General features: G+C 63.9%; 32 protein-coding genes. 16 read left to right on the top strand and 16 right to left on the bottom strand.

Annotation, left to right across the window (positions count from 1 at the left end; all coding sequences use genetic code 11):
- Window positions 1-51 precede the first annotated feature (51 nt).
- The 9 genes from fliD to ACZBJS_RS27400 all read left to right on the top strand — a co-directional run bounded on the left by fliD (window position 52) and on the right by ACZBJS_RS27400 (window position 8,456).
- Entirely contained in the window at window positions 52-1,749 is a 1,698-nt protein-coding gene (fliD, locus tag ACZBJS_RS27360) for a flagellar filament capping protein FliD (protein WP_463439503.1), read from the top strand.
- Window positions 1,749-2,192, top strand: coding sequence for a flagellar export chaperone FliS (locus ACZBJS_RS27365; protein ID WP_463439504.1), 444 nt, complete (start codon window positions 1,749-1,751; stop codon window positions 2,190-2,192). The genes fliD and ACZBJS_RS27365 overlap by 1 nt, the downstream gene beginning before the upstream one ends.
- 103 nt (window positions 2,193-2,295) lie before the next feature.
- Window positions 2,296-2,802 carry a hypothetical protein gene (locus ACZBJS_RS27370; RefSeq protein WP_076834190.1) on the top strand — a complete coding sequence of 169 codons (507 nt, stop codon included), beginning with the start codon at window positions 2,296-2,298 and terminating at the stop codon, window positions 2,800-2,802.
- Between the two features lie 231 nt (window positions 2,803-3,033).
- Entirely contained in the window at window positions 3,034-3,693 is a 660-nt protein-coding gene (locus ACZBJS_RS27375; protein ID WP_310885676.1) for a flagellar hook assembly protein FlgD, read from the top strand.
- Window positions 3,694-3,712: 19 nt separating this feature from the next.
- Window positions 3,713-5,002, top strand: a complete 1,290-nt coding sequence (gene flgE, locus ACZBJS_RS27380) for a flagellar hook protein FlgE (RefSeq protein WP_076834185.1) — start codon at window positions 3,713-3,715, stop codon at window positions 5,000-5,002.
- On the top strand, window positions 4,999-5,253 hold the full coding sequence (locus ACZBJS_RS27385; protein WP_253589700.1) for a hypothetical protein: 255 nt from the start codon (window positions 4,999-5,001) through the stop codon (window positions 5,251-5,253). The genes flgE and ACZBJS_RS27385 overlap by 4 nt, the downstream gene beginning before the upstream one ends.
- Before the next feature lie 19 nt (window positions 5,254-5,272).
- Window positions 5,273-5,728 carry a hypothetical protein gene (locus tag ACZBJS_RS27390; protein ID WP_038379117.1) on the top strand — a complete coding sequence of 152 codons (456 nt, stop codon included), beginning with the start codon at window positions 5,273-5,275 and terminating at the stop codon, window positions 5,726-5,728.
- A 27-nt stretch (window positions 5,729-5,755) separates the two neighbouring features.
- Window positions 5,756-7,531 (top strand): flagellar hook-associated protein FlgK, encoded by a 1,776-nt coding sequence (flgK, locus tag ACZBJS_RS27395; RefSeq protein WP_463439505.1) that lies wholly within the window; start codon window positions 5,756-5,758, stop codon window positions 7,529-7,531.
- Between the two features lie 16 nt (window positions 7,532-7,547).
- Window positions 7,548-8,456 carry a flagellin gene (locus ACZBJS_RS27400; RefSeq protein WP_463439506.1) on the top strand — a complete coding sequence of 303 codons (909 nt, stop codon included), beginning with the start codon at window positions 7,548-7,550 and terminating at the stop codon, window positions 8,454-8,456.
- Between the two features lie 12 nt (window positions 8,457-8,468).
- Here ACZBJS_RS27400 and ACZBJS_RS27405 read toward each other — a convergent pair whose 3' ends face one another.
- The 4 genes from ACZBJS_RS27405 to ACZBJS_RS27420 all read right to left on the bottom strand — a co-directional run bounded on the left by ACZBJS_RS27405 (window position 8,469) and on the right by ACZBJS_RS27420 (window position 11,919).
- A complete protein-coding gene (locus ACZBJS_RS27405; protein WP_141339829.1) occupies window positions 8,469-9,425 on the bottom strand; it encodes a substrate-binding periplasmic protein in 957 nt (318 codons plus the stop codon).
- On the bottom strand, window positions 9,422-9,709 hold the full coding sequence (locus ACZBJS_RS27410; RefSeq protein ID WP_229188856.1) for a c-type cytochrome: 288 nt from the start codon (window positions 9,707-9,709) through the stop codon (window positions 9,422-9,424). Before ACZBJS_RS27410 ends, ACZBJS_RS27405 begins: the two co-directional genes overlap by 4 nt.
- Before the next feature lie 79 nt (window positions 9,710-9,788).
- On the bottom strand, window positions 9,789-11,453 hold the full coding sequence (locus tag ACZBJS_RS27415; protein WP_076834181.1) for a methanol/ethanol family PQQ-dependent dehydrogenase: 1,665 nt from the start codon (window positions 11,451-11,453) through the stop codon (window positions 9,789-9,791).
- Between the two features lie 220 nt (window positions 11,454-11,673).
- Window positions 11,674-11,919 (bottom strand): hypothetical protein, encoded by a 246-nt coding sequence (locus tag ACZBJS_RS27420; RefSeq protein WP_246786780.1) that lies wholly within the window; start codon window positions 11,917-11,919, stop codon window positions 11,674-11,676.
- Window positions 11,920-12,112: 193 nt separating this feature from the next.
- Between ACZBJS_RS27420 and ACZBJS_RS27425 the strand changes: the two genes are divergently transcribed.
- The 4 genes from ACZBJS_RS27425 (at window position 12,113) to ACZBJS_RS27440 (ending at window position 14,388) form a co-directional block, all read left to right on the top strand.
- Window positions 12,113-12,511, top strand: a complete 399-nt coding sequence (locus ACZBJS_RS27425; RefSeq protein ID WP_092083082.1) for an EF-hand domain-containing protein — start codon at window positions 12,113-12,115, stop codon at window positions 12,509-12,511.
- Window positions 12,512-12,846: 335 nt separating this feature from the next.
- The gene (gene pqqA, locus ACZBJS_RS27430; RefSeq protein ID WP_009031067.1) at window positions 12,847-12,927 is read left to right on the top strand and encodes a pyrroloquinoline quinone precursor peptide PqqA; all 81 of its coding nucleotides are present in this window, start codon (window positions 12,847-12,849) and stop codon (window positions 12,925-12,927) included.
- Between the two features lie 222 nt (window positions 12,928-13,149).
- Window positions 13,150-14,034 (top strand): hypothetical protein, encoded by an 885-nt coding sequence (locus ACZBJS_RS27435; protein WP_375167094.1) that lies wholly within the window; start codon window positions 13,150-13,152, stop codon window positions 14,032-14,034.
- A gap of 117 nt (window positions 14,035-14,151) precedes the next feature.
- Window positions 14,152-14,388 (top strand): hypothetical protein, encoded by a 237-nt coding sequence (locus ACZBJS_RS27440; protein ID WP_168856069.1) that lies wholly within the window; start codon window positions 14,152-14,154, stop codon window positions 14,386-14,388.
- Window positions 14,389-14,393: 5 nt separating this feature from the next.
- Here ACZBJS_RS27440 and ACZBJS_RS27445 read toward each other — a convergent pair whose 3' ends face one another.
- From ACZBJS_RS27445 to ACZBJS_RS27460, 4 genes are read right to left on the bottom strand one after another with little or no spacing between them, the layout of a single operon-like run.
- Window positions 14,394-14,747, bottom strand: a complete 354-nt coding sequence (locus ACZBJS_RS27445) for a hypothetical protein (protein WP_141339826.1) — start codon at window positions 14,745-14,747, stop codon at window positions 14,394-14,396.
- Between the two features lie 40 nt (window positions 14,748-14,787).
- Entirely contained in the window at window positions 14,788-15,498 is a 711-nt protein-coding gene (locus tag ACZBJS_RS27450; protein WP_463439507.1) for an ABC transporter ATP-binding protein, read from the bottom strand.
- Window positions 15,488-16,225, bottom strand: a complete 738-nt coding sequence (locus tag ACZBJS_RS27455) for an ABC transporter permease (protein WP_057020570.1) — start codon at window positions 16,223-16,225, stop codon at window positions 15,488-15,490. Before ACZBJS_RS27455 ends, ACZBJS_RS27450 begins: the two co-directional genes overlap by 11 nt.
- Window positions 16,226-16,227: 2 nt before the next feature.
- Window positions 16,228-17,160 carry an ABC transporter substrate-binding protein gene (locus ACZBJS_RS27460; RefSeq protein WP_168856108.1) on the bottom strand — a complete coding sequence of 311 codons (933 nt, stop codon included), beginning with the start codon at window positions 17,158-17,160 and terminating at the stop codon, window positions 16,228-16,230.
- 149 nt (window positions 17,161-17,309) lie between these two features.
- On the opposite strand from ACZBJS_RS27460, the gene ACZBJS_RS27465 reads away from it, so the two are divergent.
- Window positions 17,310-17,651, top strand: a complete 342-nt coding sequence (locus ACZBJS_RS27465) for a hypothetical protein (protein ID WP_371852187.1) — start codon at window positions 17,310-17,312, stop codon at window positions 17,649-17,651.
- Between the two features lie 121 nt (window positions 17,652-17,772).
- On the opposite strand, the gene ACZBJS_RS27470 is transcribed toward ACZBJS_RS27465, so the two are convergent.
- Window positions 17,773-18,597 (bottom strand): quinoprotein dehydrogenase-associated SoxYZ-like carrier, encoded by an 825-nt coding sequence (locus ACZBJS_RS27470; protein WP_316397603.1) that lies wholly within the window; start codon window positions 18,595-18,597, stop codon window positions 17,773-17,775.
- Between the two features lie 43 nt (window positions 18,598-18,640).
- Window positions 18,641-19,531 carry a quinoprotein relay system zinc metallohydrolase 2 gene (locus ACZBJS_RS27475; RefSeq protein WP_410469770.1) on the bottom strand — a complete coding sequence of 297 codons (891 nt, stop codon included), beginning with the start codon at window positions 19,529-19,531 and terminating at the stop codon, window positions 18,641-18,643.
- Between the two features lie 203 nt (window positions 19,532-19,734).
- Here ACZBJS_RS27475 and ACZBJS_RS27480 point away from each other — a divergent pair, with 203 nt between their 5' ends.
- Together ACZBJS_RS27480 and ACZBJS_RS27485 are read left to right on the top strand one after the other, a co-directional pair.
- Window positions 19,735-20,616, top strand: coding sequence for a substrate-binding domain-containing protein (locus ACZBJS_RS27480; RefSeq protein WP_076834162.1), 882 nt, complete (start codon window positions 19,735-19,737; stop codon window positions 20,614-20,616).
- Entirely contained in the window at window positions 20,613-21,167 is a 555-nt protein-coding gene (locus ACZBJS_RS27485) for a PQQ-dependent catabolism-associated CXXCW motif protein (protein ID WP_253625929.1), read from the top strand. Before ACZBJS_RS27480 ends, ACZBJS_RS27485 begins: the two co-directional genes overlap by 4 nt.
- A 27-nt stretch (window positions 21,168-21,194) precedes the next feature.
- On the opposite strand, the gene ACZBJS_RS27490 is transcribed toward ACZBJS_RS27485, so the two are convergent.
- The 6 genes from ACZBJS_RS27490 to ACZBJS_RS27515 form a co-directional block, all read right to left on the bottom strand.
- On the bottom strand, window positions 21,195-21,491 hold the full coding sequence (locus tag ACZBJS_RS27490; RefSeq protein WP_016847793.1) for a copper-binding protein: 297 nt from the start codon (window positions 21,489-21,491) through the stop codon (window positions 21,195-21,197).
- A gap of 142 nt (window positions 21,492-21,633) precedes the next feature.
- Window positions 21,634-22,251, bottom strand: coding sequence for a hypothetical protein (locus tag ACZBJS_RS27495; RefSeq protein WP_076834158.1), 618 nt, complete (start codon window positions 22,249-22,251; stop codon window positions 21,634-21,636).
- A complete protein-coding gene (locus ACZBJS_RS27500; protein WP_028336929.1) occupies window positions 22,248-23,096 on the bottom strand; it encodes an ABC transporter permease in 849 nt (282 codons plus the stop codon). Before ACZBJS_RS27500 ends, ACZBJS_RS27495 begins: the two co-directional genes overlap by 4 nt.
- The gene (locus tag ACZBJS_RS27505; protein ID WP_253625930.1) at window positions 23,093-23,914 is read right to left on the bottom strand and encodes an ABC transporter ATP-binding protein; all 822 of its coding nucleotides are present in this window, start codon (window positions 23,912-23,914) and stop codon (window positions 23,093-23,095) included. Before ACZBJS_RS27505 ends, ACZBJS_RS27500 begins: the two co-directional genes overlap by 4 nt.
- A complete protein-coding gene (locus ACZBJS_RS27510; RefSeq protein ID WP_076834157.1) occupies window positions 23,911-24,888 on the bottom strand; it encodes a YVTN family beta-propeller repeat protein in 978 nt (325 codons plus the stop codon). The genes ACZBJS_RS27505 and ACZBJS_RS27510 overlap by 4 nt, the downstream gene beginning before the upstream one ends.
- Window positions 24,889-24,893: 5 nt before the next feature.
- The gene (locus tag ACZBJS_RS27515; RefSeq protein WP_463439508.1) at window positions 24,894-26,075 is read right to left on the bottom strand and encodes an ABC transporter substrate-binding protein; all 1,182 of its coding nucleotides are present in this window, start codon (window positions 26,073-26,075) and stop codon (window positions 24,894-24,896) included.
- Window positions 26,076-26,136 lie beyond the last annotated feature (61 nt).

The following is a 26,136-nucleotide window of genomic DNA, read 5'->3' on the forward strand; positions in this document are numbered from 1 at the left end:
ATCGGGCCGGCATGATGCCGGCCCGATTCCTATCGCGGCGGAAGTGTCGACATGACGGTTAGCAGCGCCACCTCGAGCACATCAAACACGACGTCGACCAGTTCCGCCAGCACGGTGACAACGACCGGCACGACCAATTCGACCAGCATCGATTGGGATGCCCTGATCGAGGCCGAGGTCAACGCCAAGCTCGCAGCGGCGACCTCGATCACCACGACGATCACCGCGAACCAGGCCAAGATCACGGCCTATCAATCGCTGCAGACCGAGCTGTCGACGCTGGCGACCGGGTTGTCGTCGCTCAGCACGTCGATCATCAATTCGATTGCCACCAACGCGTTCGCCACCCGGGCGGCGACGATCTCGTCCTCCGGTGACGTCAGCGCCTCGTCGGCGCTCAACATGAGCGTCAACAGTGGCTCGGCGACCGGCGATCACACGCTCCAGATCACCCAGCTCGCGACCGCGCAGAAGGTGATCGGCTCCTCGCAGTCGAGCAGCTCGATGGCGCTGGGCCTGTCCGGCACTTTCTCGCTCGGCCTGTCCGGCGGCACCAGCACGGCGATCTCGATCACCAGCGGCATGTCGATGCAGGATATCGTCGACACCATCAACGCCCAGACCTCGACCACCAATGTCCAGGCCTCCATCGTCCAGGTGTCGAGCGGGTCCTACGAGATGGTGCTGACGGGGACGCAGGACGCCGCTGACATCGCCTATTCGTCGACGTCGGGCGATGACATCCTGAACGAGCTCGGCGTCACCGACACGTCCGGGGCGTTCACCGACGTGCTGCAGAAGTCGCAGTCCGCGGAGTTCACCCTCGACGGCATCGCGCTCACGCGTAACACCAACGACATTTCCGACGTCCTGTCCGGCGTCACGTTCGACCTGCTGCAGCCGACGCCGAGCGGCACCAGCGTCAACATCAGCATCGAGACCGACACCAGCCAGATCACGTCAGCGCTGCAGACCTTCGTCACCAACTACAACGCATTTCGCGACCAGGTGATCGCGCAGTCGGCGCAGAATTCCGACGGCACGGCCGCGTCGAGCGCGGTGCTGTTCGGCGACAGCACGATGCGCGATCTCATGACCCAGCTGCAGCAGGTGCTCAGCGGGACGGTCGGCGGCATGACGATGGCCGATCTCGGCCTGTCCTTCAACGAGAACAACGAGCTCCAGCTCGATACCGGCACGCTGTCGACGGTGCTGACGCAAAATCTCGCCGGCGTCACCCAGCTGCTGTCGGCGCAGACCACCACTTCGTCCAGCCAGCTCAGCGTTGTCAATACCGGCACATCGCCGCAATCCTTCACGCTCGACCTCACGGTGGACTCCACCGATACGCTGACCGGAGCCTCGGTCGGCGGCGACAGCTCCGGCTTTTCGGTGGTCGGCAACACCATCATCGGCAATTCAGGAACGATCTACGCCGGTATGGCCTTCACCTATACGGGCTCGACCTCGCAGTCGATCACGGTGACATCGTCGTCCGGTTTGGCGACGCAGCTCTACCAGCTCGCGCACACCAGTTCCGGAACCAGCGGTCAACTCCAGACCATGATCACCAACTTGCAGTCGCGCGACACCGACCTGCAGTCCCAGGTCAGCGACATTCAGAGCAATGCGGCGACGTTCAAGGCTCAGCTCCAGGTTCAATACGCCAATTACCAGGCGGCCATCGAAAGCGCGAACAATACGCTGGGCTACCTGAAAGCACTCCTAGACGCAGCATCGAGTAACTGATGACACAGAATGCCACGGCCTACCAAGCCAACAATGCCTATCGATCCGCAGCGATGGCGGTGCCGCCGCTGAAGGCGGTGGTGATGCTGTGCGACGGCGCGATCACGCTGTTGCAGAAGGCGCTGGATGCGCACGAGGCGAAGCGCTTCGAAGAGGGGCACATCTATCTGACACGGGCGACCGCGATCCTGCGCGGGCTGAGCCACAATCTCGACTTCACCCGTGGCGGCGCGATGGCCGATCGTCTCTACCGCACCTATAACGCCCTGATCATGGCGTGCCTGCGCTCCTATGGCCGGCCGCAGGCCAGGGAGAATTTCCGGCGCATCATCGCGAGCCTGGCGGAATTGCGCGACGCCTGGAAGTTCGTCGAGGCGACCGCCGGCAAGGCCGCCAAGGCCAGGGCACTCGACAAGACGCTCGAATCAGCCGCCGACCGCTGAGCCCGGAGAGGGCCGCGAATCACCCGGCGAGGGCGCTTAGCCGGCGCAGCAAGGGCCTGGGCGGGCGCTCCCGGTTGGGGAAAATAGCCGTGCGGCGAGCGCCATGCTGGACCTGATGCGGCAGCGGCGGAAATTGATTTCCGCCGTCCCGCGAATGCTTTATGACAGCCTTGGCGACGAGGCTGGATCTGCGCGCGCGATGGATGTTGCGACATTCGAAGACCTGATCGATCGGCTGGGGGAGGATCTGTCCCGCTGGCCCGACGATCAACGTCTTGCCGCCGCCCAGCTCTTGGCATCTTCGGCCGAGGCGCGGACGCTCTACGAGGAGGCGAGTGCGGTACGCCGCGCGCTCGCGGCGCCGCCGGTTCGCGCACCCAAGGGTCTTGCCGACCGCATCGTGACCGCGGCGGCGAAATTGCCCCAGAAGCCCGCGTCGGGGCCGGCCTCGGCTGACGATCAGCCGAACGATGCACAAGCACCGGACCAATCCGCACAGCAAGGCAAGGTGCTGCCTGCGCTGTTGCTGGCCCTCTGCCTGTTGCCCGCATTGACGCCGCCGGCATTGATGCTCGGCGAGCCGGATCTGCCGATCAGCCTTTCGCTCTAAAACGCTCCGCATTGCCTTTGCAGCTGTCCGCGGGCTCTCGCGGCGAGATGCACGGCTGCGAGCCGCGAACCCGCAACGGACACGGCAAGTTCTGCCGATTCTTCAAGTGATTCCGGGTGGATGAATCCGCGCCTGAAATCGGCGCGTCGTCCGTTTTATCTGCGAACGACATCACGACCCCAATGTTCCACCGCGTTCCGTCGCGCATTCCGCGGCGAAGAGAGCCTTGTCATGACCGTCTCCTCGGCAACCTCTGCTGCAACCTCCACCACGTCGAGCTCGTCGTCGAGCGCGTCGATGGGGATGAGCTCGACCGATTTCCTCAACCTTCTCGTCAGCGAGCTGCAAAACCAGGATCCGCTGAACGCCACCAGCACGACCGACTTCATCAACCAGCTCACCTCCTACGCCAACTTCACCGAGCAGCAGTCGACCAACGCCAGCATGACGTCGCTGGCGAGCTCGTTCTCGAGCCTCGTGACGCTCAACTCGGTCAACTATATCGGCCACACCGTCGAGGCGAAGACGAACACGGCGGAGCTGAGCAACGGCTCGGCGACCTTCGGCTACTCGCTCACCTCGGCTGCGTCCAACGTCGCGATCACGATCCAGGACTCCTCGGGCAACACGGTGTGGAGCGGCAAGGGGACCGGAACCGCCGGCTCCAACACCTTCACCTGGAACGGCCAGTCCTCCGACGGGACCCAGCTCAAGGACGGCGGCCAATACACGATTCAGGTGACCGCGACCGACTCCGCCGGAAACTCGCTGCTCAGCTACACCACGATGACAGGAACGGTGACCGGCATCGATGCCTCCGGCTCGACGCCCTCGCTGCTCGTGAACGGCGTTCCCGTCAGCGCCGCCAACATCATCGGCGTCACGTCCTGATTGCCTCCGGAGTTTTATCATGAGTCTCACTGGTGCTCTTTCCTCGGCGATCTCGGCGCTCAACGCGCAGAGCCAGTCGCTGGCAATGATTTCCGACAACATTTCCAACGCCGATACCACGGGCTACAAAACCACGTCGGCGATGTTCCAGGATCTGGTGACCGCGTCGAACAGCGCCACCTCATACACGTCCGGCGGCGTCACGGTGTCCGGCCGCGCCAACATCACCCAGCAGGGCTTGCTGTCCGCGACCACCAACGCCACCGACGTCGCGATCCAGGGCAGCGGCTTCTTCGTCACCACCAACGCGACGTCCGGCGGTACCACTTCCTATACGCGCAACGGCGCGTTCACCACCGACAATCTGGGTTACCTCGTCAACAACGGCAATTACCTCGAGGGCTGGCGCACCGACGCTGACGGCAATATCGTCGGCAATGCCTCTGCCGCGAGCCTCGGACCGATCAATACGCAGGTGGCGTCCACCAGCGGCAGCGCCACCACCAAGACCACCGTCGCGGCGAACCTGCCGGCCGATGCCGCGGTCGGTGCGACCTTCAACAGCTCGATGACGGTCTACGATTCGCTTGGCACGGCAAGCACGATCCAGATCGATTGGAAAAAGACCGCCGACAACAGCTGGCAGGCCAGTTTCGAGACGCCAAAGCTCGCCTCGGACTCCACGACAGACAGCGCCAACGCGATCACCGATACGGTGGATATCACCTTCAACAGCGACGGCTCGCTCGCCTCGACCAGCCCGAGCCCTCCCGTCATCTCGGTGACCGGCTGGAAGGATGGGGCGGCCGACAGTTCTGCCGCCAATGGCACGGCCATCACGCTCAATCTCGGTACGGCCGGCAAGACCGACGGCCTGACGCAGTATTCATCGGGCGAGACCACGCCAGCGGTCGATCTCACCAGCATCACGTCGGACGGTCTGCCCTACGGCAAGCTGAGCAGCATTTCGATCGGCAAGGGAGGCGTGGTCGACGCCACCTACTCCAACGGGCAGACGATCGCGATCTACAAGATTGCGGTCGCGACCTTCAGCGATCCCAACGGATTGAGCGCGGCCAGCGACGGCATGTACTCCGCGACGGCAGCTTCCGGCAACGCCACGCTGCAGACCTCGGGCACCAACGGCGCCGGCACGATCTACGGCAGCGAGCTGGAGTCGAGCACCACCGATACCAGCGGCCAGTTCTCCAACATGATCTCGGCGCAGCAGGCCTATTCGGCGGCCTCGCAGGTGATCACCACAGTCGACAAGATGTTCGATACGCTGATCTCGGCGGTGTCGCGATGATGACCGAAAAGCAAAATGACCGCTTGCTGGTCAGGCTTCAGCGGCTGAAGGCGAAGGCCGCTGCGGTCCGGCCGGACGATCGCGCGCAGATTCGTGCGTTGCTCGACGATGTCGGAACGTTGCGGGACCAGCTAATGCGCGAATGCGCGCGGCTCGACCATGAACTCAACCGGGCCGCGGTCCGGGTAACGGCAATCACCGCGTACGGGCGCAGCGCACAATCGGTTCGCGCCCTGCGTCGCGGACACTAGCTTGAACGGGAGCGATGACATGACACCGGAACGCAACATCAAGATCAATCCCGCGGGAAATGACGAGCGCGCAAGGTCGTTGATCGCGCTGATCGACAATCTGATCGCGATCGTGAACGAGGAGAATGTCGAGCTCGCCAAGGGCTTGCCGGCCTCGCGGCTGAAGCAGGTCGACGAGAAGCATCGCCTTGCCACCCTGTTCGAGCAGTGTGTGGCGGAAGCGGTCGGCAAGACGGCAAATCTCAACGTCCAGGACCGCGTGCTGCGCGAGCAGCTGATGGACCGGATCCTGAAGCTGCGCATGGCGATGGACGAGAATGTGATGCGGCTGCGTGCGGCGATCGATGCCAGCAATCGCAGGATCGAGGCGATCATGCAGGCGATCCGCGAGCAGATCGCCAACGTATCGCCTTATGGCGCCGGCGGCCGTCGCGTCACGCCCGCGATGTCCTATGGCACCAATGTGCGGGCCTGATCGGGCCGGTGCCGGAGGGAGTTGGTCGTGTCGTCGCTCGATATCGCACGAAGCATCGCATTCAGCGGGCTGTCAGCCACGCAGGTGCAGATCAGCGTAGCTTCGGCCAATATCTCCAATGCCGACACCAAGGGCTATACCGCGAAGACCGCCAACCAGAGCAGCAGCGTCACTTCCGGTGTCGGTACCGGCGTCACGATCACGGGGATCAGCAGCGCGGTCGACAAGCTGCTTTTGAAGTCGCTGGTCGGGGCCGATTCCGATCTCGGCGCCGCCGATACCACCAACAGTTTTCTGACCGAGCTCCAGCAGCTCTATGGCAGCACATCGAGCTCGGACAGCTCCACGACGGGCACCTCGCTGGCCAACACGATCGCGACATTCGAGTCGGCGTTGTCGTCGCTGGCGAGCACGCCGAGCAGCGCGTCGCTGCAATCGAACGCCGTCAGCGCGCTTGCGGCGATAACGACGCAGCTGCAGCAGACCTCGAACGGCATCCAGACGCTGCGCTCCAATGCCGACCAGGACATCGCATCGTCGGTCACCGATATCAATTCCGACCTGCAGCAGATCTCCGACCTCAACAAGCAGATCAAGCAGCAAGCGGCAGCCGGGCAGTCGACGGCCGATCTGGAGGACCAGCGCAACAGTGCGCTCCAGGATCTCGCGTCGATGATGAATGTGAGCTATTTCACCACGTCGAGCGGCGATCTGCAGATCTATACCGGATCGGGGCAGGCGCTGGTCGATAGCACGGCGCATCCGCTGAGCTATACGGCGCTGCCCAGCGTCACGGCGTCGACGACGTATAGCGCGGGATCGTCGAGCGGTTTCAGCGGCATCTCCGTCAATGGCGTCGACATCACCTCGCAGATCTCCTCGGGCAAGGTCAGCGCGCTGATCACGCTGCGCGACCAGACGCTGCCGGCCGCGCAGTCGCAACTCGATGAGCTGGCAAGGCAGCTTGCCGCGAGCGTCAACGCGGTGTCGAACCAGGGCACGTCGGTGCCGCCGCCGGCCAGCCTGACCGGAACTGCCACTGTGAGCAGCACGACGCCGTTCTCGGCAACCGGCACGGTGCGCATCGCGGTTGCGGACAAGAGCGGCAATCTGGTGTCCTACCGGGACCTCGATCTGTCGTCCTACGCTACGGTCGGTGATCTCGCCACCGCGATCAACGGCATCTCGGGGCTGTCAGCTTCGGTCGATGCTAACGGACACTTGTCGATCTCGACGACCACATCCAGCAACGGCGTTGCGATCAACGAGATGACGAGCGCGGTCGGCAGTGCGGCTCAGGGCTTTTCGGATTACTTCGGGTTCAACGACCTGATCACCGGGACCGGCGCGTCCGACATCGCCGTTCGCAGCGACATCCTCAACGGCACGGCGGCGCTGCCGACGGCGACGCTCGATGCGTCGTCCACGATGACGGCCGGAAACTCGGTGCTGTCACCGGGCTCGGCAACGGTGGTGAACGCGCTCTCGAGCGCGCTGACGGGGGCGACCAATTTCGGCATGGCCGGCGGCCTCGGCGCGACCACCGGCTCTTTCACGGACTACGCGGCCGCCATCGTCGCCAACGCCGCTGGCAAGGCGACCCAGGCGTCGGCGGCCTACACCGCCAAGCAAACCGCGCAGTCGACCTATGCGAATTCGCTGTCGTCGCAGTCCGGCGTCAACATTGACGAGGAATCCGCAAATCTGAGTGCGTTGCAGAACAAATACGCCGCCGCGTCCCAGATCATTACCGCCGTCAACGCCATGTTCTCGGCGCTGATGACCGCGATGAGCGCCAGCTGAACCCGAGGCCGTCGTCATGATGATGCGCGTTGCCACCTTTGCTCAGTCGGACCAGATGATATCGAACGCGCTGCGGGTGCAGGCGGTGATGGCCAACGAGCAGGTGCAGGAGTCCTCTGGGCTGCAATCCGAGGATTTCGGCGGCTACGGTTCCGGCGCCGGGCGCGTGATCAATTTGCAGGTGTCGGTGACGCGCGCGCAGTCCTATATCGATGCCAGCCAACTCGCCGATAACAAGGTGCAGGTGATGTATTCGGCGGTCGGGTCGATGACCGACATCATCACGCAGCTGCGAACCCAGCTCAGCGCGGCCACCACCGGCAGCAGCACGGCGACGGCATCGGTGATCAACTATGCGCAGCAGGCCATCGCGCAGATGCAGGGGCTGCTCAACACCCAGTATGACGGCGAATATGTCTTCAGCGGCGCCCGCACCGACACCGCGCCGGCGGACCTGTCGAGCTATGGGACGGGCACCGGATCGCTGACGACATCAGACACCAGCTACTACAAGGGCGACGGCGAGATCGCGTCCGTGCGCGTGTCGGACAGCCAGTCGATCTCGTACGGCGTCACCGCCGACAATCCAGCATTCGAGCAGGTCATGCGGTTGCTGAAATACGTCGGCAACAGCAGGACGCTGTCGTCGAGCGACATCACGCAGGCGCTCGACCTCGCGAGCAATGCGCTGGATGCCACATCCACCGTGCAGGCAAAGTTGTCGGCCGCGGCGTCGCAGATCGAGACCGCCAGCACAAACCAGAGCGATTACCAGAATTTTGCGAAGACGCTGTCGACGGACCTCACCAGCGTCGATGTCGCGGCCGTGACGGCACAGCTTTCGACCTATCAGGCGCAGCTGACGGCGTCCTATTCGGCGATCTCCAAGATCCAGAGCATGAATCTGGCGAGCTATTTGCGATAGCTATCGCCGGCATCACCGGTTCAGAATCTTCAGCCAGACATCGCCGAGAATGATCGGCTCGCGCGGCGGAAGCCAGGTGAGGCCGGCAGCCTTGCCGAGCTCCGCGATGGTGCCCTTGGCCTGCAGGTCGGTGAGGACCTTGTTGACCGATTCCAGCAGGACCTTGTCGGTTTCGAGCGCAACGTAGCCGCGGTTGGCGCCGATCGGATAATAGTAGCCCGAGGCCGTGATCCTGGTGTCGGGATGTTCAGCGCGGTAGGCGTCGAAGCGGCGCAGGTCGAGCAATGTGGCGTCGAATTCGCCGCGTTCCAACTCTCCGAGTAGGTCGCTGCGCCCCGGAACGAGGTGCGTGATGTCGTCGATCAGCTTTCCCTTGTCGAAGGTCATCAGGATGGCGTCGCCCAGCGTGCCGCTTTCGATCGTCAGGCGAAGGCCGGCGAGATCGCCGATATCGGTGATCTTGCGCTCCTTGATCTTGTCTTTGGCCTTGGGACCGAGCACGACGGTCATCGGCGAATAGATGTAGGGCTGGCTGGGCGCCAGCACGCCGATCGGGATCCGCCGGCGGCGATCCTCGCGGGTGGCGCCGTCGAAGTCCGGCAGCTTGGCCGTCGTGACGCCGGGCGCCTTCAGCGAGTCCGTGGTAAGCGCGTAGCCGCCGACCAGCGAGCAGCGCCCGTCCGACAGCAGCGCATTGGCTTCGAGCGCCGGGCTTGCGGTGTCATCGAGCTTGCTTTCGAACCACTGGATCTCGAGCTTGCGGCCGAGCCGCCCGGTTATTGCCTGCGCGAGCGCAACGTCGAAGCCCGAGGCGGGCTTGCCGCGATGATGCACGGAAAACGGCGGCAGGTCCTCGTCGAGACAGACTCGGAGCGGCTCGTCGGCCGCGCGTGCCGCGGTCACGCCGGCAAGCGTCGAGATCAGTGCGAAGCCGAGAGCGGCGGCTAGCGCCGCGGTCCAGGCCCTCATGGCTTTCTCCGGCTTGCGACGAAGGCCCAGAGATCCGATATCTCCTCGTCGCTCAGGATGTCGCCCCACGGCGGCATCTTGCCGTTCTTGCCCTGCTTCACCGTGGTGACGAACCGTGTCTTGTCATCGGGATGGGTACGAAGGTCCGGCGTGACCGTGCCCGAATTGACCATGTTCGGACCATGGCAGTGCGAACACTTCTGGGCGTAGGTGACTTTGCCCTTGTCGATCGTGGCCTGATCGCCGTCGGCATTTGCTTGCTGTGCGATGGCAGGCATCGTCATGGTCGCGATGCCCGTCATCGCGGCGGCGGTGAACACCGCCGCCGTCCAGATCGATACTGTCTTCACGTGCGATCCGCGCTCACTGCTTGACGGCGAAGACCCAGAGGGACCCGCCAGTCGGCACTTTCGCAAGGCGCTCGTCGCCGGAGAAGATCGAGTACACTCCGCCGTAGCCGCTGGTGACGGCGATATACTGAACGCCATCTTGCTGCCAGGTCACCGGCTGGCCTTCGATGCCGGAGCCGGTCTGGAAGCTCCACAGCTTCTTGCCGTTCTCGGCGTCGAACGCATCGAATTCACCGGTCAGCTGGCCGGAGAACACGACGCCGCCGGCGGTCGAGAGCACACCCGAGAAGCGCGGGATGTCGCTCGCCACCTCCCACTTGCTCTTTCCAGTCATGGGCTCGATGGCCTTGAGATAGCCGCGCGGTCCGTTGGGCCAGGCCCAGGGATCGGTGAGGTCCATGCCGAGATACCATTCGCCCTGCTTGTAGGTCGCGGGCTCGGCCTTGTAGTTGCCGCCGATATTGAGCGTATTGGCGTAGGCTAGGCCGGTCTGCGGATTGTACGACATCGGCTCCCAGTTCTTGCCGCCAAGGATCGACGGTTGCACCAGGACTTTCTTGCCGTCGCGCGCATCCTTGGAGATGTCGGTCTCGATCGGACGGCCGGTTTTCAGATCGATGCCGCTCGCCCAGTTGACCGTCACGTAAGGATTGGCCGCGAGCAGCTTTCCATTGGTGCGATCGAGCACGTAGAAGAAGCCGTTGCGGTTGGCGTCCATCAGCACCTTGGTCGGCTTGCCCTCGACGGTCATGTCGGCGAGCACCATCTCGGCAACCGAGTCATAGTCGAACGGGTTGTTCGGCGAGAACTGGTAGTGCCACTTGATCTTGCCGGTCTTCGGATCCAGCGCGAGCACCGAGCAGGTGTAGAGGTTGTCGCCGGGACGTACCGCCGAATTGAACGGTCCGGGGTTGCCAATACCCCAATACACCGTGTTCAGCTCGGCATCGTAGGAGCCGGTGATCCAGGTCGATCCGCCGCCGAGCTTCCAGGTGTCGCCCTTCCAGGTGTCGCCACCGGGTTCGTCCGGGGACGGGATGGTATGGGTGCGCCATAGATGCTTGCCGGTTGCGGGATCCCAGCCGTCGATGAAGCCGCGGGTGCCGAACTCGGCGCCCGAGATGCCGGTGATCACGACGCCGTCGGCGACCAGCGGGGCCACCGTCATCGAGTAGCCTTCCTTGATATCCGCGGCCTTCTGGCGCCACAGCTCCTTGCCGGTCTTGGCATCGAGCGCGATCACATTGGCGTCGAGCGTGGTGCGGAACACCTTGCCATCGAACAGCGCCGCGCCGCGGTTGATGATGCCGCAGCAGACGATGCGCGGTGTTTCGGCGGGATATTCGACCTTGGTCTTCCACACCTGCTTGCCGGATTTGGCGTCAATCGCCATCGTGGCGTTGTGCGTGGTGAGATAGATGGTGCCCTGGTAGATCAACGGCTGCGATTGCTCGCTGCGATCGTCGGCAAGACTGTAATTCCAAACGGGAACGAGATTCTTGACCGTGTCCTTGTTGATCTGGTTCAGCGTCGAGAAGCGCTGAAGATTGTAGCCCATGCCGTAATTGAGAACGTTCGAAGTATCAGTCGCCCCCTTGACCAACTGCTCGTTGGTCTGGGCGCTTGCACCATACGATGCAAGAATCACGAGGCTTGCGGCCAGCGCAATGCGTCTCATCCTATCCTCCCAATGAACCTTTTTCGCACGCCTATTCCTGACGTTGCGGACGGAACCATCCGCCTGAAACCAAAACGGGTCAATACGAAAACGTGAACGAGCGCCCGCTAACCGCAAGAGACTGATCGAAAGCGTCAGGTCTTTCGCAGATGCGTTCGTGGCTTGCCGCGTGGAATACGCTACACCAGCGCGGCCCGCCGTGATGCCGCGGCGCGAACGGTCAGCTGGACGGCGTCGGGGGACAGACACTCGGCCGCGGTTTCGCGCCCCGCTTGTCCGGCGGCACATTGCAATTATCGATACGCTGCTCGTCGGTCCATTTGCGGCCGAGCCGCTCCTTGCCGGTGAGCACGCGCTGCTGGACCGCCTCCGCCGATGGGGCAGGGTGCCGGGTCTGCGCGGACACGGGCGCAAGCAGACCGAGCACAACCAGACAGCCCAATGCGCTCCTCCAAATGTCGCTCATGGGTCGCCTCGATCATCTTGGTGCGATACGTCGGAGCTTCACAGGTGACCAGTCGGGAGGTCTCTTTCCACCCGAAAACCGACAAGGACTCACCGGTTGCGCCAGCTGTCGAAGGTTCGCCAAGGCTGTTATGGTGCGCTTTTCGTGGCGCACTTCGCCCCGTCGCCGGAGCGGCACGTAAGGGAGATGAATGATGATTTCGCGTCGATCGTTTGCTCTGACTTTGGCCATGGCCGTCCTGTCGGCGCCCGCCCTGGCGGCATCCGGCCGCAAGGGCGCGCTGAAGATGCTCGATCCTGACAATGACGGTACGGTCGATCTCGCCGAAGCCAAGAAGGCTGCCGCCAATCTGTTCGCGAAGCTCGATCCCGACCATGACGGCACGCTCGACGCGCGCGAATTGCGTGGACGGCTGACCGCGAAAGAACTGGCCGCGGCCGATCCGGATCACGACGGCACCCTGACGCTCGACGAATATCTCGCGGTCGTCGAGCAGCGCTTCAAGGCCGCCGATCCCGACAATGACGGAACGCTGGATGCGAAGGAGTTGAACTCTCGCGCCGGCCGGGCCCTGCTGCGCCTGCTCAAATAAGTTGCCAGCCGGCGAACTTTGCCGGGCGGATTTGCCGGATATTGACGCAGAATTCCGCGCATAACAAAAAAAGTTGCGATTTCGCTCTTGGGCAAGACGCGGCTGGATGAATCGGGTCTCCTTACCCACGCGTCGCCGCCCGGCAGCCGGAAAATGCCCGACAGATCAGTGTCGGAGTTCCCAATGCCGGGCAGATGTCAGCGAGCCGTCGTCCGCTTCGGCATGTCCAGCAGCGAAGTCGGGTCCTTACCCGGCCGGCTTGCGCCCTGGAAAAGGCGGCCCTAGCTTGCCGCGCGGCGCGAGGCTTGCGCCAACTTATGACTTGGGAGAAGGAAATGGCCTGGAAAACACCGAAGATCGTCGAAGTGCCGGTGGGCATGGAAATCAACATGTACGCCTGCGCAGCGCGCAAGTAATCTTAAGACAAGTAACGCGAGACAGCCTGCCCGGCTCGTGCAGCGCGCTGCATCGAGCCGGGCAGGCGAATTTGTCGAACGTGTCTTTCTCGGGCGCTGCGGCCGCTCGGACAGCTTCTCTCATACCCTTCCCACAAGACCTTGAGACCGACACCACCTGCGCGATTGGCGGGCCTAGCTGCTTTGTCCTACAGTGTGGCCTGAGGCGGTGGTGCGGGGACGATGAATCCAAAACTCAAGACCGGGCGTTGGGCGGGGATGCTGTGCGCGGCGATTGCCGGCATCGCGGCGGCGTTGCCGCCTGGCGCATATGCCGAGGACTTTGATACCGAGCACATCTTCGGCTTCATGATCGGCTCCGACGTGGGCAATGTCGGTGAGCGCGAATTCCAGAGCCAGACCACAGGGCGCTTCGCCAAGGACGGCGGCCGGTATCGCACGCTCAATCAGGAAATGGAGCTCGAGCTCGTGCCCGCGCCGAATTTTCGTGTCGAGCTCGGAACGTCATTCAGCGCATACGACATCAACCGCGTTCCGGGTCTTGACGATCGGCGCCAGCTGTCGTGGCAGAGCGTCTCGGTCGATTTCCGCTATCGCTTTCTGAATCGCGAGACGGCGCCCTTTGGCATGACGGTCGCGCTGGAGACGCGTGCCGATCGCGTCGACGAGACGACGGCCGCAGCCGTCCGTAGTTATGGCACCGAACTCACGGTCGCGTTCGACCGCGAGGTGATCCCGAATTTTGTCATCGCGGCCCTCAACCTAAGCTATGAGCCGGAATGGACGCGCACGCCGCGCACCGGCGCTGCGGATCAGGATGCCACCATCGGTGCCGCATTCGGCCTCATGGCCAGGGTGAAGCCGGATATCCTGATCGGCGGCGAAGCGCGCTATTTCAGGAAGTACGAGGGAATCGGCCTGGATGAACTGTCCGGGCAGGCGCTGTTCATCGGACCGACCGCCTATTTCCAGCTCTCCGAACGTTCACGCCTGACCGCGACCTGGAGCGTCCAGGCCTGGGGGCAGCGGGCCGGAAGCAATGCCGCCCTCGACCTCGTCAATTTCGAGCGCCATCAGGCGCGGCTGGTGTACGGTTTGAACTTCTAGAGCGTGAAGCCTCCCGGACCGGGTTCCCCAACCTCTCACGGGGCTGTGAAACCCGGACGTGGCTGATTACGTATTTCGCCGTGTTATCTATTGCATGAGCACGCTTAGGGATCGCGCATGAACCCGATTGATCTGATCGTCACGGTATGTGCCGTGCTGTCGCCCGCCACCTGCGAGGAGCAGCATCTGGTGTTCAACTGGAACGGCTCGCTGCAGCAATGCGCCATGGCCGCGCCGCCTTACATCGCGCGATGGGTCGGCGAACATCCGAAATGGACCGCGGTGCGCTGGCGTTGCGAATATCCGCACAGCAACGATCGGGCCGGCACGGGCGGCGAGCTGCCGGCGGGTTAGCCTTCCTATTTGTTGCAGTCCTTCAAGTCCTTGTCGGATACCGAAAACACGGCGTCGGCCTTGATCTCGATGTCGCGAACGAAGCACTGCCTGGCGCCGCTGTAGCCGACCTTGGCGTCGTAGCGGCCGGGCTCGACGCCGGTGATCCGCAGGCGCTCGTCATGGTCGACTTCCTTGTCCTTGTCGTTGAGCGTCTGGTTCGGACCCCACTCGTTCTTGCCTGCCGGCGACAGCTCAAAGCTCGAAATCGTGGCGCTGGTCAGATTCCACAGCCGAATGCCTTTGCCCTTGCTTTGGGCGAGCACCGTCGCCGGCAGCACAAGCGACGCAACACCAACAGCGATCAACGCGCGCGACATCCAGCCTCTCCTTTATGCTTCGTCCAAGGATGACGGCGTCTCACATATTTGCAAGGTCCAACTGTGAGAGTTGCCGCTTGATTTCGTCGATCTCGGGTTCGCCGCGCGTCGCGCGTGGTGCGGCAATGGTCTCGACATGGAGGATTCGGGCCGGCCGCGATGACAGGAAGAACAGGCGATCGCCGAGGCGAACGGCGTCGTCGAGATCGTGGGTGACGAGCAAGGTCATCATTTTCCGGCTCGCCACCAGCGTCGCGACCTGGTCGCGCAGCCGCCCCGCGAGCGCATTGTCGAGCGAGGCCAGCGGCTCATCGAGGATCAGGAAATCGGGCTCGATGGCGAAGGCGCGGGCCAGCGCGACGCGGCGGGCGAGGCCGAGCGACAGCTCCGCGGGAAAATGGTTGCGGTGCGCGCCCAGTTCGAGCACCTCGAACAGCGCAGAGAGCGTGCTGTCGTCGACATGCGGCGCGGCCAGCCGCACATTTTCCTCGACCGTGCGCCAGGGCAACAGCCGCGGCTCCTGGAAGACCATGCCAAGGCGCATGCCCGGCGACCACGCGACATGGCCCCGGTAGTTGGCGTCGAGCCCGGCGAGGATCCGGAGCAAGGTGCTCTTGCCGCAGCCTGACGGGCCGAACAGCACGCCGACCTCGCCAGCGTTCAGCGTGAAGGTGACGTTGTCGAGCACGTCGTGCCGCTTCCCGGCCGCGCTCTCAAAACTCTTGCCGGTGATATTGACTTCAAGCTGCACGGAGCCGCCACCGCGTTAGCCTGGTTTCAAACGGCTGCACCAGCAGGGTTTCGATGATGAGCACGACACCCGCAAAGCTCAGCGAATAGGCAAGCAGCAAGGGGATGTCGAACAGCTGGAAGGCAACCCCGATCTCGAAGCCGACGCCGTTCGGCCGGCCGAGATATTCGGCGACCAGCACGATCTTCCAGACCAGCGAGAGCCCGGAGCGCGCAGCGGCCGCGATGTAGGGCGCAAGCTGCGGCAGGATCACATGACGGAAGGCGCGGCCGCGCGGAAAAGAAAACGCCGTCGCCATTTCGTCGAGCGCAGGATCGAGCGCGCGGGCGCCTTCGCGCAGGGTGACGACGGCGGTCGGCAGCTTGTTGATGGCGATGGCGGCGATCGCGGCGACCTCGGTCAGCCCGGCCCAGATGTAAGCGAGCACGATGACGACGAGCGCGGGCAGGTTGAGCAGCAGGATCAGCCAGGGATCGCCAAGGCGATTGGCAAGCGAGACACGGCCCATCAAATAGCCGATCGCCGAGCCGAGCGCCATGGCAAGGGTGAAGGCCAGCGCGACCCGGGCCAGGGTTGCGCCGAGATTGACGAACAGCGCGCCCGATCGGGCTTCGGCGACGAGCACCGACAGCACCGCCGGCGGCGCCGGCAGCTTCGCATCGCCGATCAGCAGCGAGGCGATCCACCAGGTCGCGATGAACAGCGTGAATGAGAGGAGACGCAGCACCGCTAGTCTCCCGGGATCGCTTGGTAGAAGGTGCCGGGATCGAGCTCGGTTGCCGTGCCGACCAGATCGCGGCCGCCGAGCTGCGCCAGCACCCGGTAGAGCACGCGCGCATCGGCCTCTTCGTCCGCGATCGGACGGCGCGGGATGCCTTCGCGGTAGCGCTCACGATAGGCATGCAGGGTTGCGGGATCCTGCGCGCCGGTGAGCGGCGCGATCGCGTCCCATTCGGCATCCGAGGTCGCCAGAATCTCTTTCGCCGCGCGGGTCACCGCGATGAAGCGGGCCACCAGATCCTTGTTGGCATTGGCCCAGGCTTCGTCGAACACGTAGCCGATCATGGCAATGCGGCCCTTGCTGCCGAGCTTTTGCAGGATCTCTTCCATCCCGGCGAGCCGGCGAAAGCCCTTGGCTTCGAGCGCGGCGCAGAAATTCCAGTAATTGAGCGTCGCGTCCATCTCGCCGCCGAGCGTCTTGGCAGCGAGCAGCGGCGGCGCGCCGTAGACGATGGTCGCCTGCGACTTCAGGTCGACGCCGTCCTGCTTCGATGCGGCTTGCAGCAACAGCCAGTTCTTGTCGATCGCCCCGCCGGCAATAGCAAGCTTCCGCCCCTTGAGGTCCGCGAGCGTCTTGACCGGCGAGGAGGCCGGGACCATCACGGCGCCGAGCGCGCTCGAATAGGGATAGAATTGCAGCTTGGCGCCGAGCGACCGCTCGCGCGACACCCAGGGCCAGTCCGATACCATCACATCGGCCGTGCCGGCGCGCAGCGCGATCTTGCCGGCCTCGGGGCTGGCCAACTCGACGACGTCGATCGACAGATTGGCCTTCTTGTCGAGACCATGGGAGCGAATGACGGCCAGTTCCCAGGCCAGCGTTCCGGTCTTCTGCGCTGCAACGCGGATGGTCTGCGCGTAGCACGAGGTGCCGAACTGCATGACCGCCAGAACTGCCGCAGCCAACACCGTGCGTACAGAGATGATCATCGTTTCTTGAGCCACTTCCCCGAATGTTTTCTTTTCTGATCAACATCCATAGCATAGCTTGCGGAAAGAGAAGAGGAAGCAGGACCATGGCAGGAGCTGGCATGCTACGACCGATTGTCGCCATCCTGGTGCTGGCCGGGACGGCCGTCAGCGTGCGGGCCCAGGAGATCAACGACTATCCGACCTCGGCGCGGGCGGAATATGTGTTCGGCTGCATGAAGGCCAATGGCGAATCCCGGCAGTCGATCGAGCAATGTTCCTGCTCGATCGACGTCGTCGCCTCGATCATCCCCTATGATCGCTATGTCACCGCCGAGACCGTGCTGAGCATGGCGCAGGTGCGGGGCAATCTGGGCGGCCAGTTCCGCTCGTCCGAGCAGGCCGCGAACGCGCTCAACGACCTCAGGCGCGCCCAGGCCGAAGCCGAAGTCAGGTGCTTCTAGAGCATGATCCGGAAAAGTGCGAAGCGGTTTTCCGGAAACATCATGCTTAAATACCGGGCTAAGGCGCGATAGCGATCCAACCTGATCTCATTGCATTTTGCGTCCGTCGTGACGCGAGGCGTCAGGTGCCGGGATTCTCGACCTTCCATTCGTGCTCGAAGATATGCCCTTCGGTGTCCTTGGCTTCGGCACGGAAGCGCTTGGCGCCATTCGAGACGTAGGTGAAGCGGATATTGGGATCCTCGGAAATCGAGATTCCGCCCTCCATCGCCAGCACCGGACTGTCGTCCTGCCAGATGTGCAGCTCGTTGACGAAGAAGGCCGGGATATAGAGCTGCGTGACCTGGTCCATCTGCAGGCCTGAATTATTCGGATGCCCGATCATGATCTGGGCTTCCCGCGTGCTGGTCGCAGGTCCCTGTTCGGACTTGGTGAATTGCCGGTAGCGCATCTGGCCGAGGCGGTTCTTGGCTTCCTCGACGTTCTTGCCGGCGGGCGCTGAGCAGCCGCCGGACGCCTTGACATAGACCTTGCTGACATAGAGCTTGCCGTCGCTGAGCTCCGCGACGGCGTGCACATTGGTGTAGTTGTTGACGCGGACACGGGTCGAGATCTCGGTGACGTTGGCGGCCGGCCCCAGCGTGAACTTCGCGGCCATCGGCGCCGGGTTCTCGTCGATCACAAGCGTGATCGCGACGACGCGGCGGCTGTCGCTCGGCTGCAGCTTGGTGCGCAGCGTCACTGGCACGATCGCGGCGTCTTCCGCACGCATCGGCATCTCGATGCCGATGACATCATTGCCGTCATTCATCGGACGGTTGCTGAAGATGTCCTGGACAAGACCCGGCCAGGGATCATAGGCCTCCGCGGCGGGCGCAGCCGGTGTGCCCAGCGCGATCGTGAGCAGGCTTGCGATGCAAAGCAGGCGGGCGCGATGTCCGGTCATGTTCGCGAAATCCTATGTAGCCGCGTCATCATAGGACGAACAGCTACTCCCATTCAATTTCCGAGAATGCTGCAGTTGCGTTGCGGGCGTTGTAATCGTCGAACAATTGCCAGCGCGGCCGCTCGGCGGCCGCGGCGTGCTCGGCCGCGGCCGTGATCGGTTTGCCGCTTGCGACCAGTGCGCGCACATCCGCGGCCAGCACCCCAAGATAACGCCGCTCGTCGGCAAGCGCGGCCGGCCACGCGCTCACGGGCCCGTGACCGGGAACCACGCGCTCGGCGGAGATCGCCGCGAGCTCGTCGAGCGTACGCAGCCAGCCCTTGAGGCTGCCGTCGACCACGGGAATATGGATGAGAAAAACCATGTCGCCGGCGAACAGGGTGCTGGTTTGCTCGTCGAGGACCGTGAGGTCGTTGTCGCTATGGGCGGGCGGCCACGCTTTCAGGGTGAGGGCCCGTCCGCCGAGGTCCAGCTTCAGCGTGTCCGCGACCAGCACGGTCGGGGGGATGATCTTCACCTCGTCGATCAGCTCGTCGCCCATGGTCCGGCGAAACCCGTCGAGGTAGAATTGTCCGCGCGCGGCCAGCGCGCGTGGCAAAGACTTGTGGCCGACGAAGCTGGTCCCGTCGCCGACGAAAGCCGCATTGCCGAAGCTGTGATCTGGATGGGCGTGGGTGTTGATCACATAGCGGATCGGCTTGTCGGTACGGCTGCGGACCGCGGCGAGCAGCTGTCGTCCTTCGCGGACGCTGCCGCCGGTGTCGATGACGGCGACGGCGCTGTCGCCGATCACGAATCCCACATTGGCGATGGCGCCTTCGTTCTCGCGCGTCATCAATGCGGTGACCCCGGTGTGAACGAATATTCCGGGAGCGACTTCGCTTACAGGCAATTCCGCCTCTTGCGCCCGCGCTATGGTCGGCGCCCAAAGCATCAGGAGCAGCGCAAGCACCGAACCGCCATGAGCCATGTTTCCGCCTCAGTTACTCCGCGACGCGCGATCGATGTCGTCGCGTTCCAGTTTGCGCTGCAGCAGGCAGCGCGGCGTGGTCGCGATCATTATTCCTGTTGCACGTCATGGTGCGCCGGGCAATTGCTGGATGGCGGCGATCGATCCGATCAAGAGGAGACCGCGTAATGAGAATTGTCGGATGCCGTCCTGTTCTGCTCGCGCTTGTCGGCTTCATCGCCTGTCTGGCCGGCCGCGACATCGCGCGGGCACAGGTCAATGATCAGGGCGAACTTTCCATCGAGCTCATCGATGCCCGCGTGCTGCGCATCTGTGCCGATCCCCGCAACCTGCCGTTCTCGAACGACAAGGGCGAGGGGTTTGAGAACAAGATCGGCGAGCTGCTGGCGGGGAAACTGCAAAAGAAGCTCGACTACATGTTCTTTCCGCAGGCGACCGGGTTCGTGCGGATGACGCTCGGCGCGCATCGCTGCGACGTGATCATGGGCTTTCCGCAAGGCGATGACCTCGCGCAGGGCACCAATCCCTATTACCGCACAGCCTATGCGATCGTTGCCAAGCCGGGCAGTGGGCTCGATGAGGTCACGACGCTCGAGGACCAGCGGCTGAAAGGCAAGCATATCGGCATCGTGGCGGGAACGCCGCCCGCGACCAACATGGCCATCAACGGGCTGATGACCAATGCGAAGCCTTATCCGCTGATGATCGATACGCGCTACGATTCGTCGGCCGAGGCGATGATGAACGATCTCGCCAAGGGTGAGATCGACGCCGGCATCCTGTGGGGGCCGATGGCGGGCTTCTACGCCAAGAAGGCCAACCCGCCGCTGCACATCACGCCGCTGGTCAAGGAGACCACGGGACCGAAGCTGATCTATCGCATCGGCATGGGCGTGCGGGCGTCCGACCAGAACTGGAAGCGCCAGCTCAATCGCCTGATCCAGGAGAACCAGCCCGAGATCAACAAGATCCTGCTCGACTACGGCGTCCCGCTGCTCGACGAGAACGACCGTCCAATCGGGCCGGAGACCGCGACCAAATCACCATGATCAGGCTCGCGGCCACGCTTGCGGTGATGTTCGTCGCCGCTTCGCCTGTCCGCGCGCAAGACCCACCCGCAGAGCCGGAGGGCTATCGCACCGAGGACTACCGCGCTCCGGTGCCGGTGACGCTTGCCGGCGCACGGGTGCTCACCACCGCGGAAGCGGAAGCGATCTGGCGCGACAAGTCCGCCGCCTTCGTCGACGTGCTGCCGCGTGCGCCGAAGCCAAATCTGCCCGCCGGCACGGTGTGGCGCGAACGGCCGCACCTCAACATTCCCGGCAGCATCTGGCTGCCTGACACCGGCTACGGCAAGCTCGCCGCGCCCACGGAGGACTACCTGCGCCGCGGGCTGGTCCGCGCCTCAGGCGGTGACGCGACCAGATTGCTCGTGATCTACTGCCAGGAGAATTGCTGGATGTCGTGGAACGCGGCCAAGCGCGTGCTGTCCCACGGCTACCGCAACGTGGCGTGGTATCCGGAGGGAACTGACGGATGGGAGCGTGCCAAATTGCCGCTGGCGGATGCCGAGCCCGAGCCGCGCGAGGGAGAGCAGTAAGCCCGGCCTCGCGCGCCACGCGGGCCGTTACTTCTGCTTGTCGAGCTTGTTGATGGTCTTGCCGCCGTCGCTGTCCGTTGTGGTGAACGAGACCTTGTCACCGGCGTGGAAGGCCTCCAGCGATTGTCCCTTCGGCACCTTGTATTCCTGGATCGCGCCGCCGGACGCGCCCACCGTGCCGCCTTGCGTCTGCTGGATCGAGATGGTTCCACTCAGTCGGTCAATCTTGGTGACCATTCCCGACATGGATTGCTGGGCCAAAGCCGCTGTGGTGACCAGGCTCGCGGCGGCAAGGCTGGTCATGACGATCTTGGCTGCTTTCATGGAGGTCTCCCAAGTTCAGATATAGTTGGAGACAACGAGCGGGCAGTGCAGTTTGTTCCGGATCGGCGTGGCCCAACAGACTGTTACCCAAAAGACCGTCAAAACGGCGCGTTGACGATCCCGGGGCGTTCGGTCGCAGGCGTCAATCGAGCTCCTGCTGGATGGTGCGGCCGAGCGCGAACAGGCGCTGATCGATGGCGGTCGGCACCTCGCAGACGAATTTCACCACGCGCCCGCGGTCCTCGAAGATGCGGGTCTCCCAGACCAGCTGATTGCCGAGCTCGTCGACCTTGGCCTGGTCCGGCGGTGTCGCGTCCTGCAGCGCCTGCAGCTTGAGCGTGTCGTCGCGGATCTTCTCCGCGGCTTCGCGCTGCTTGCGCATCACGCGCTCGAGCCCGTTCATGACCGAGGCGCGCTGTCCGTTCAGCGTATCGAACAGACCGGCAAACAGCAGTTTTCCCGCATTCGCCTTGTCGGCCGCGGCAGCTGACAGGAATTCGGTGATTTCCTTCTGCGCTTCTTCGAGCGGAACGCGGCGCGCCGCGAGCTTGATCGCGAGCGCGCTGACTTTCGGGTCGTCCTTCCACTTGGTCTCGGCATCGCCGAGCGGCGGCCCGGCCCAGACTGCGGCGAGCGAGATCTCGGGCACCTTGGCCTGTTGGCAGGGCCAGTCCGGATAGCGCGGGTCGGCAGCCGATGCGGCCTGGTTCGACAGAACCATCGCGAGCAGCGCGCCCAGTCCTGTTCGCCAGCCTGTCATGCCTCGCCTCCGCCGGGTCCGCGGCGCACCAGGCCGCGCGATGGATCGTAAGCCAGGATCGCGCCGATCATGAAGACGACGGTGCAGCCGCCGACCACCGCGAGCGAAACCCAGTTCATCTTGCCGTACAGTGCAAACCGGATCAGCTCCACCGCATGCGTGAACGGATTGCACTGGCAGATATAATACAGCATCGGGCTGCCTTCCTGCACGCGCCACAGCGGGTAGAGGGCCGACGATGCGAAGAACATCGGGAAGATCACAAAGTTCATCACGCCGGCGAAATTTTCCAGCTGCTTGATGCTGGCCGAGATCAGCATGCCCAGCGCGCCGAGCATCAGGCCCGACAGCACCAGCGCCGGAAGTACGGTGAGGTAGCCGATGGTCGGCGGCGCGATGTCCCAGAACCAAGCGATGACGAGGAAGGCATAGACCTGGAGCAGCGACACCGCCGTGCCGGCGAGCAGCTTGCAGAACAACAGATAGCCGCGCGGCAGCGGGCTGACCAGCAGCGTGCGCATATTGCCCATCTCGCGGTCGTAGACCATCGACAGCGAGGACTGCATGCCGTTGAACAGCTGGATCATCGCCATCAGGCCGGGCGCGATATAGACCTCGTAGAGGATGTAAGTCTCGTAGGGCGGGATGATCGAGATGCCGAGCACCTGCCGGAAGCCGGCCGCGAAGATGAACAGCCAGACCAGCGGCCTGACCAGCGCCGACACGAAGCGCTCGCGCTGATGCAGGAAGCGCAGCGCCTCGCGCCACACGATGCCGTTCAGGCAGACGATGTATTCCGACAGCGAGAAGCCGCTTCGCTCAGGCGTAACCGTCGTGCTGGTCATGACGGCGGTCTCCCCGCGAGTGTTGCCGTTCCGGTCAGGCGCATGAACGCGGTGTTGACGTCCTGGGCGCCTGCGTCCGCGATCACCCGTGACATCGGGCCGTGCGCCAGCATTCGGCCCTGATGCAGCACGACGAGGTCGTCGTTTGGCATGATCTCGTCGAACAGATGCGTCGCCCAGAGCACGCCGATGCCCTGCTCGGCGACGAGCTGCCGGACATGGTCGAGAATGTCGGCGCGCGCCTTGACGTCGAGCCCGACCGTGGCCTCGTCGAGCAGCAGCAGCCGGGGCCGGTGCAGCAGCGCGCGGGCGATCTCAAGCCTTCGCATCTGGCCGCCCGAGAGATCGCGCACCTTGCTGGCGGCGCGGTCGGCAAGCCCGATGCGGCCGAGCACCTCGGCGCTGCGCAGCCGCGCCTCGCGCCGCGAGATGCCGTGCAGCGCGGCGTGATACAGCAGGTTCTGCGTCAGCGAGAGGTCGAGATCGAGCGTGCGCGGCTGGAACACCACGCCCATCAGCCGCAGCGCTTCACCCGGCGTCCGGCTGATGTCGTGGCCGAATATCTTGATCTGGCCGTTCTGGATGCCGAACAGCCGCGTCACCAGCGAGAACAGCGTGCTCTTGCCGGCGCCATTGAGACCCAGCAGCGCGGTGAAGCTCGCAGGCTGGACCGTGAAACTGACATCGATTAAAGCGCGGCGCGGACCGTAGCTGTGGCTGACATTGCCGATCGACAGGGCCGGCTGCACGGCCGCGGCTGTTCCAGGGCCCGCATCCGGCGAGAGCTGGTTCGCGATATGGGCGTCGCTTGCGGTCATGGCTGCGCGATCGTGATCCCCCAGGGCAGTTCGCCGACCTGAATGGTCTTGATCACCTTCTGGGCCGAGACGTCGATGACCGAGACGTCGTTGGAGACGCCGTTGGTGACCAGCAAATATTTTTCGTCCGGGGTGAAATCCATGTGCCAGACCCGCTGGCCGACCAGCAGATATTTGAGGACCTTGTGGGTCACACCGTCGACGACGGCGACGCGGTTGGCGGGGCCGAGCGCAATGAATGCGGTCTTGCCGTCCTTAGTCATGCCGATGCCGACGGGCTGGATCGCCTCGTTGCGCAGGCCCGGAATTTCGAAGGTGATCTTGCCGGTCACCTCGCGCTTGACCGGATCGATGATCGACACCGTGCCGCCGATCTCGGAGGAGACCCACAATTCGGAGCCGTCACGCTTGAACTGGGCGAAGCGCGGCCGCGAATCGACCAGCACATTAGCGACGATCTGGCGCGTCGACGTGTCGATGAAATGCGCCATGTTGGTGGTCTCGGAGGTGTTGATCAGGATCTTGCCGTCCGGGCTGATCGTCATGCCCTCGGGCTCGACGCCGACCTGGATGTCGCCAATCCGGGCGCGCTTTTCGAGGTCGATCACGGTGACCGTGTTGTCGTTCTCGTTGGCGACATACATGGTCTTGCCGGCGGCATCCTGGGTGAACAGTTCAGGGTCGGGACCGGAGGGCAGGGTGTCGACGATCTCCTGGGTCTTGGTATCGATCACCTGGATCGTGTCGTCGTCGCCAACCGCAACCATCACGAACTTGCCGTCGCGCGAGAACTCGATGCCGCGCGGCCGCTGGCCGACCTTGATGGTTTTGGTCACCGTCCAGCTGCTGGTGTCGATCACCGTGACGGTGTTGCCCTTCTCGTTGGAGACGTAGGCAACGAAGGCGGACGCCGGTGTCGCGGCAAGCCAAACGAGCATCCCGGTCAACAGACAGCGGCGCCACATGCGTTTCATCTCCCTCACTGCAGCTTGCACTTCGTTTCAGGCCGGTCAACTCCGAGCGTGTCGAGCTCGGAGACCTGATGCAGGAAACCTTCCTGCGGCGAGACCGAAACGACCATACGACCATCGGCCAGCAGGATCGGCTGGCGAAGCTGCAGATTCCAGTCTCGCAGGGTCAAGCGCGTACCCTTGAAGGCGGCAATCGAGAAATCCTTGCCCTTGAGGAAGGCGATGACCTTCTTGGGGTCTCCCGAATTGGTGCGCGATGTGGCTTCCCCGATCATGCGCGCGGCGGCCCAGGCCTGCATGTCGAGCGCCGTCATGCGGCGCATGTTCAGCTTGACGAAGCGGTTCTGGATCTGGACCGCGCCCCACTGGTCATGCGCCGCGTCCCAGCTGGTCGGCACGAGGCCCGCCGAGCCCGCCACCGGCCGCGGGTCCCAGGTACGGTACGGCAGATAGTTCGCGAACACCTCGCTCTCGTCGGCGGCGACCAGCACGTCGTAAGCCGGCGCCTGCTGCGTGAACACCGGCATCTGGCGCTGGATCAAGGTCACGCCGCTGTCGGTGCGGCGCGCGCCGCCGGTGTCCTCGAAAGTCCGTTCCTGAACGATCTTGGCGCCGAAGCGGGTCGCGGCGCGGCGCAGCGCGTCGGCGTAAAGCTTGTCCTGATCATGCGAGCCGACCACCAGCAGCCAGCGCTTCCACTGCTTCCACACCAGATATTGGCCAAGCGCGTCCGCCAGCATCGAGCGGGTGGGTGCGATGTGGATGACGTTGGCGCGGCAGTCCTGCTCGCGCAGCCGGTCGTCGATTGCGCCGGCGTTGAGCAGCACGGTGCCGCGGTCGCGCAGCGCGTCGGCGACCTTGAGCAGGGCATCGGCCGGCAGGTCGGTGATGATATAGTCGTTGCGTCCGGCGAGATCGGTCGCGACCTTGGCGACATCGTCGCTGTCCTTGACCTTGACCTCGTCGAGCACGAAGCGCTGATTGAGGAATTTCCCGGTCGTGTTGTTGTCCTCGATCGCAAGGCGCGCGCCGGCGATGCCGTCATTGTCGGCGGGTTGCTCGACCAGCGAGAGCGTCGATTTGACGCCGGCATGGCCGAGATAGCCGATATGAACCTCGACGGGATCAGCCGCCAGCGCGCCGGTCGCCACCATGCTGAGCGCGATCGTGCCGATCAGCCATCGCAACATAACTCCTCCCGCAGTCTTTTTTCACTCGGCATGGCCTTCGGAAATCCGGCTTCCATGCTGT

The organism is Bradyrhizobium sp. KZN70725 (assembly GCF_055264925.1).

Coding starts and splice junctions, on each gene's coding strand:
- fliD (WP_463439503.1), top strand. CDS start 52: ATGACGGTTAGCAGCGCCACCTCGAGCACATCAAACACGACGTCGACC.
- ACZBJS_RS27365 (WP_463439504.1), top strand. CDS start 1,749: ATGACACAGAATGCCACGGCCTACCAAGCCAACAATGCCTATCGATCC.
- ACZBJS_RS27370 (WP_076834190.1), top strand. CDS start 2,296: ATGCTGGACCTGATGCGGCAGCGGCGGAAATTGATTTCCGCCGTCCCG.
- ACZBJS_RS27375 (WP_310885676.1), top strand. CDS start 3,034: ATGACCGTCTCCTCGGCAACCTCTGCTGCAACCTCCACCACGTCGAGC.
- flgE (WP_076834185.1), top strand. CDS start 3,713: ATGAGTCTCACTGGTGCTCTTTCCTCGGCGATCTCGGCGCTCAACGCG.
- ACZBJS_RS27385 (WP_253589700.1), top strand. CDS start 4,999: ATGATGACCGAAAAGCAAAATGACCGCTTGCTGGTCAGGCTTCAGCGG.
- ACZBJS_RS27390 (WP_038379117.1), top strand. CDS start 5,273: ATGACACCGGAACGCAACATCAAGATCAATCCCGCGGGAAATGACGAG.
- ACZBJS_RS27400 (WP_463439506.1), top strand. CDS start 7,548: ATGATGATGCGCGTTGCCACCTTTGCTCAGTCGGACCAGATGATATCG.
- ACZBJS_RS27405 (WP_141339829.1), bottom strand. CDS start 9,425: ATGAGGGCCTGGACCGCGGCGCTAGCCGCCGCTCTCGGCTTCGCACTG.
- ACZBJS_RS27410 (WP_229188856.1), bottom strand. CDS start 9,709: ATGACGATGCCTGCCATCGCACAGCAAGCAAATGCCGACGGCGATCAG.
- ACZBJS_RS27415 (WP_076834181.1), bottom strand. CDS start 11,453: ATGAGACGCATTGCGCTGGCCGCAAGCCTCGTGATTCTTGCATCGTAT.
- ACZBJS_RS27420 (WP_246786780.1), bottom strand. CDS start 11,919: ATGAGCGACATTTGGAGGAGCGCATTGGGCTGTCTGGTTGTGCTCGGT.
- ACZBJS_RS27425 (WP_092083082.1), top strand. CDS start 12,113: ATGATTTCGCGTCGATCGTTTGCTCTGACTTTGGCCATGGCCGTCCTG.
- pqqA (WP_009031067.1), top strand. CDS start 12,847: ATGGCCTGGAAAACACCGAAGATCGTCGAAGTGCCGGTGGGCATGGAA.
- ACZBJS_RS27435 (WP_375167094.1), top strand. CDS start 13,150: ATGAATCCAAAACTCAAGACCGGGCGTTGGGCGGGGATGCTGTGCGCG.
- ACZBJS_RS27440 (WP_168856069.1), top strand. CDS start 14,152: ATGAACCCGATTGATCTGATCGTCACGGTATGTGCCGTGCTGTCGCCC.
- ACZBJS_RS27445 (WP_141339826.1), bottom strand. CDS start 14,747: ATGTCGCGCGCGTTGATCGCTGTTGGTGTTGCGTCGCTTGTGCTGCCG.
- ACZBJS_RS27460 (WP_168856108.1), bottom strand. CDS start 17,160: ATGCAGTTCGGCACCTCGTGCTACGCGCAGACCATCCGCGTTGCAGCG.
- ACZBJS_RS27465 (WP_371852187.1), top strand. CDS start 17,310: ATGCTACGACCGATTGTCGCCATCCTGGTGCTGGCCGGGACGGCCGTC.
- ACZBJS_RS27470 (WP_316397603.1), bottom strand. CDS start 18,597: ATGACCGGACATCGCGCCCGCCTGCTTTGCATCGCAAGCCTGCTCACG.
- ACZBJS_RS27475 (WP_410469770.1), bottom strand. CDS start 19,531: ATGCTTTGGGCGCCGACCATAGCGCGGGCGCAAGAGGCGGAATTGCCT.
- ACZBJS_RS27480 (WP_076834162.1), top strand. CDS start 19,735: ATGAGAATTGTCGGATGCCGTCCTGTTCTGCTCGCGCTTGTCGGCTTC.
- ACZBJS_RS27485 (WP_253625929.1), top strand. CDS start 20,613: ATGATCAGGCTCGCGGCCACGCTTGCGGTGATGTTCGTCGCCGCTTCG.
- ACZBJS_RS27490 (WP_016847793.1), bottom strand. CDS start 21,491: ATGAAAGCAGCCAAGATCGTCATGACCAGCCTTGCCGCCGCGAGCCTG.
- ACZBJS_RS27495 (WP_076834158.1), bottom strand. CDS start 22,251: ATGACAGGCTGGCGAACAGGACTGGGCGCGCTGCTCGCGATGGTTCTG.
- ACZBJS_RS27500 (WP_028336929.1), bottom strand. CDS start 23,096: ATGACCAGCACGACGGTTACGCCTGAGCGAAGCGGCTTCTCGCTGTCG.
- ACZBJS_RS27505 (WP_253625930.1), bottom strand. CDS start 23,914: ATGACCGCAAGCGACGCCCATATCGCGAACCAGCTCTCGCCGGATGCG.
- ACZBJS_RS27510 (WP_076834157.1), bottom strand. CDS start 24,888: ATGAAACGCATGTGGCGCCGCTGTCTGTTGACCGGGATGCTCGTTTGG.
- ACZBJS_RS27515 (WP_463439508.1), bottom strand. CDS start 26,075: ATGTTGCGATGGCTGATCGGCACGATCGCGCTCAGCATGGTGGCGACC.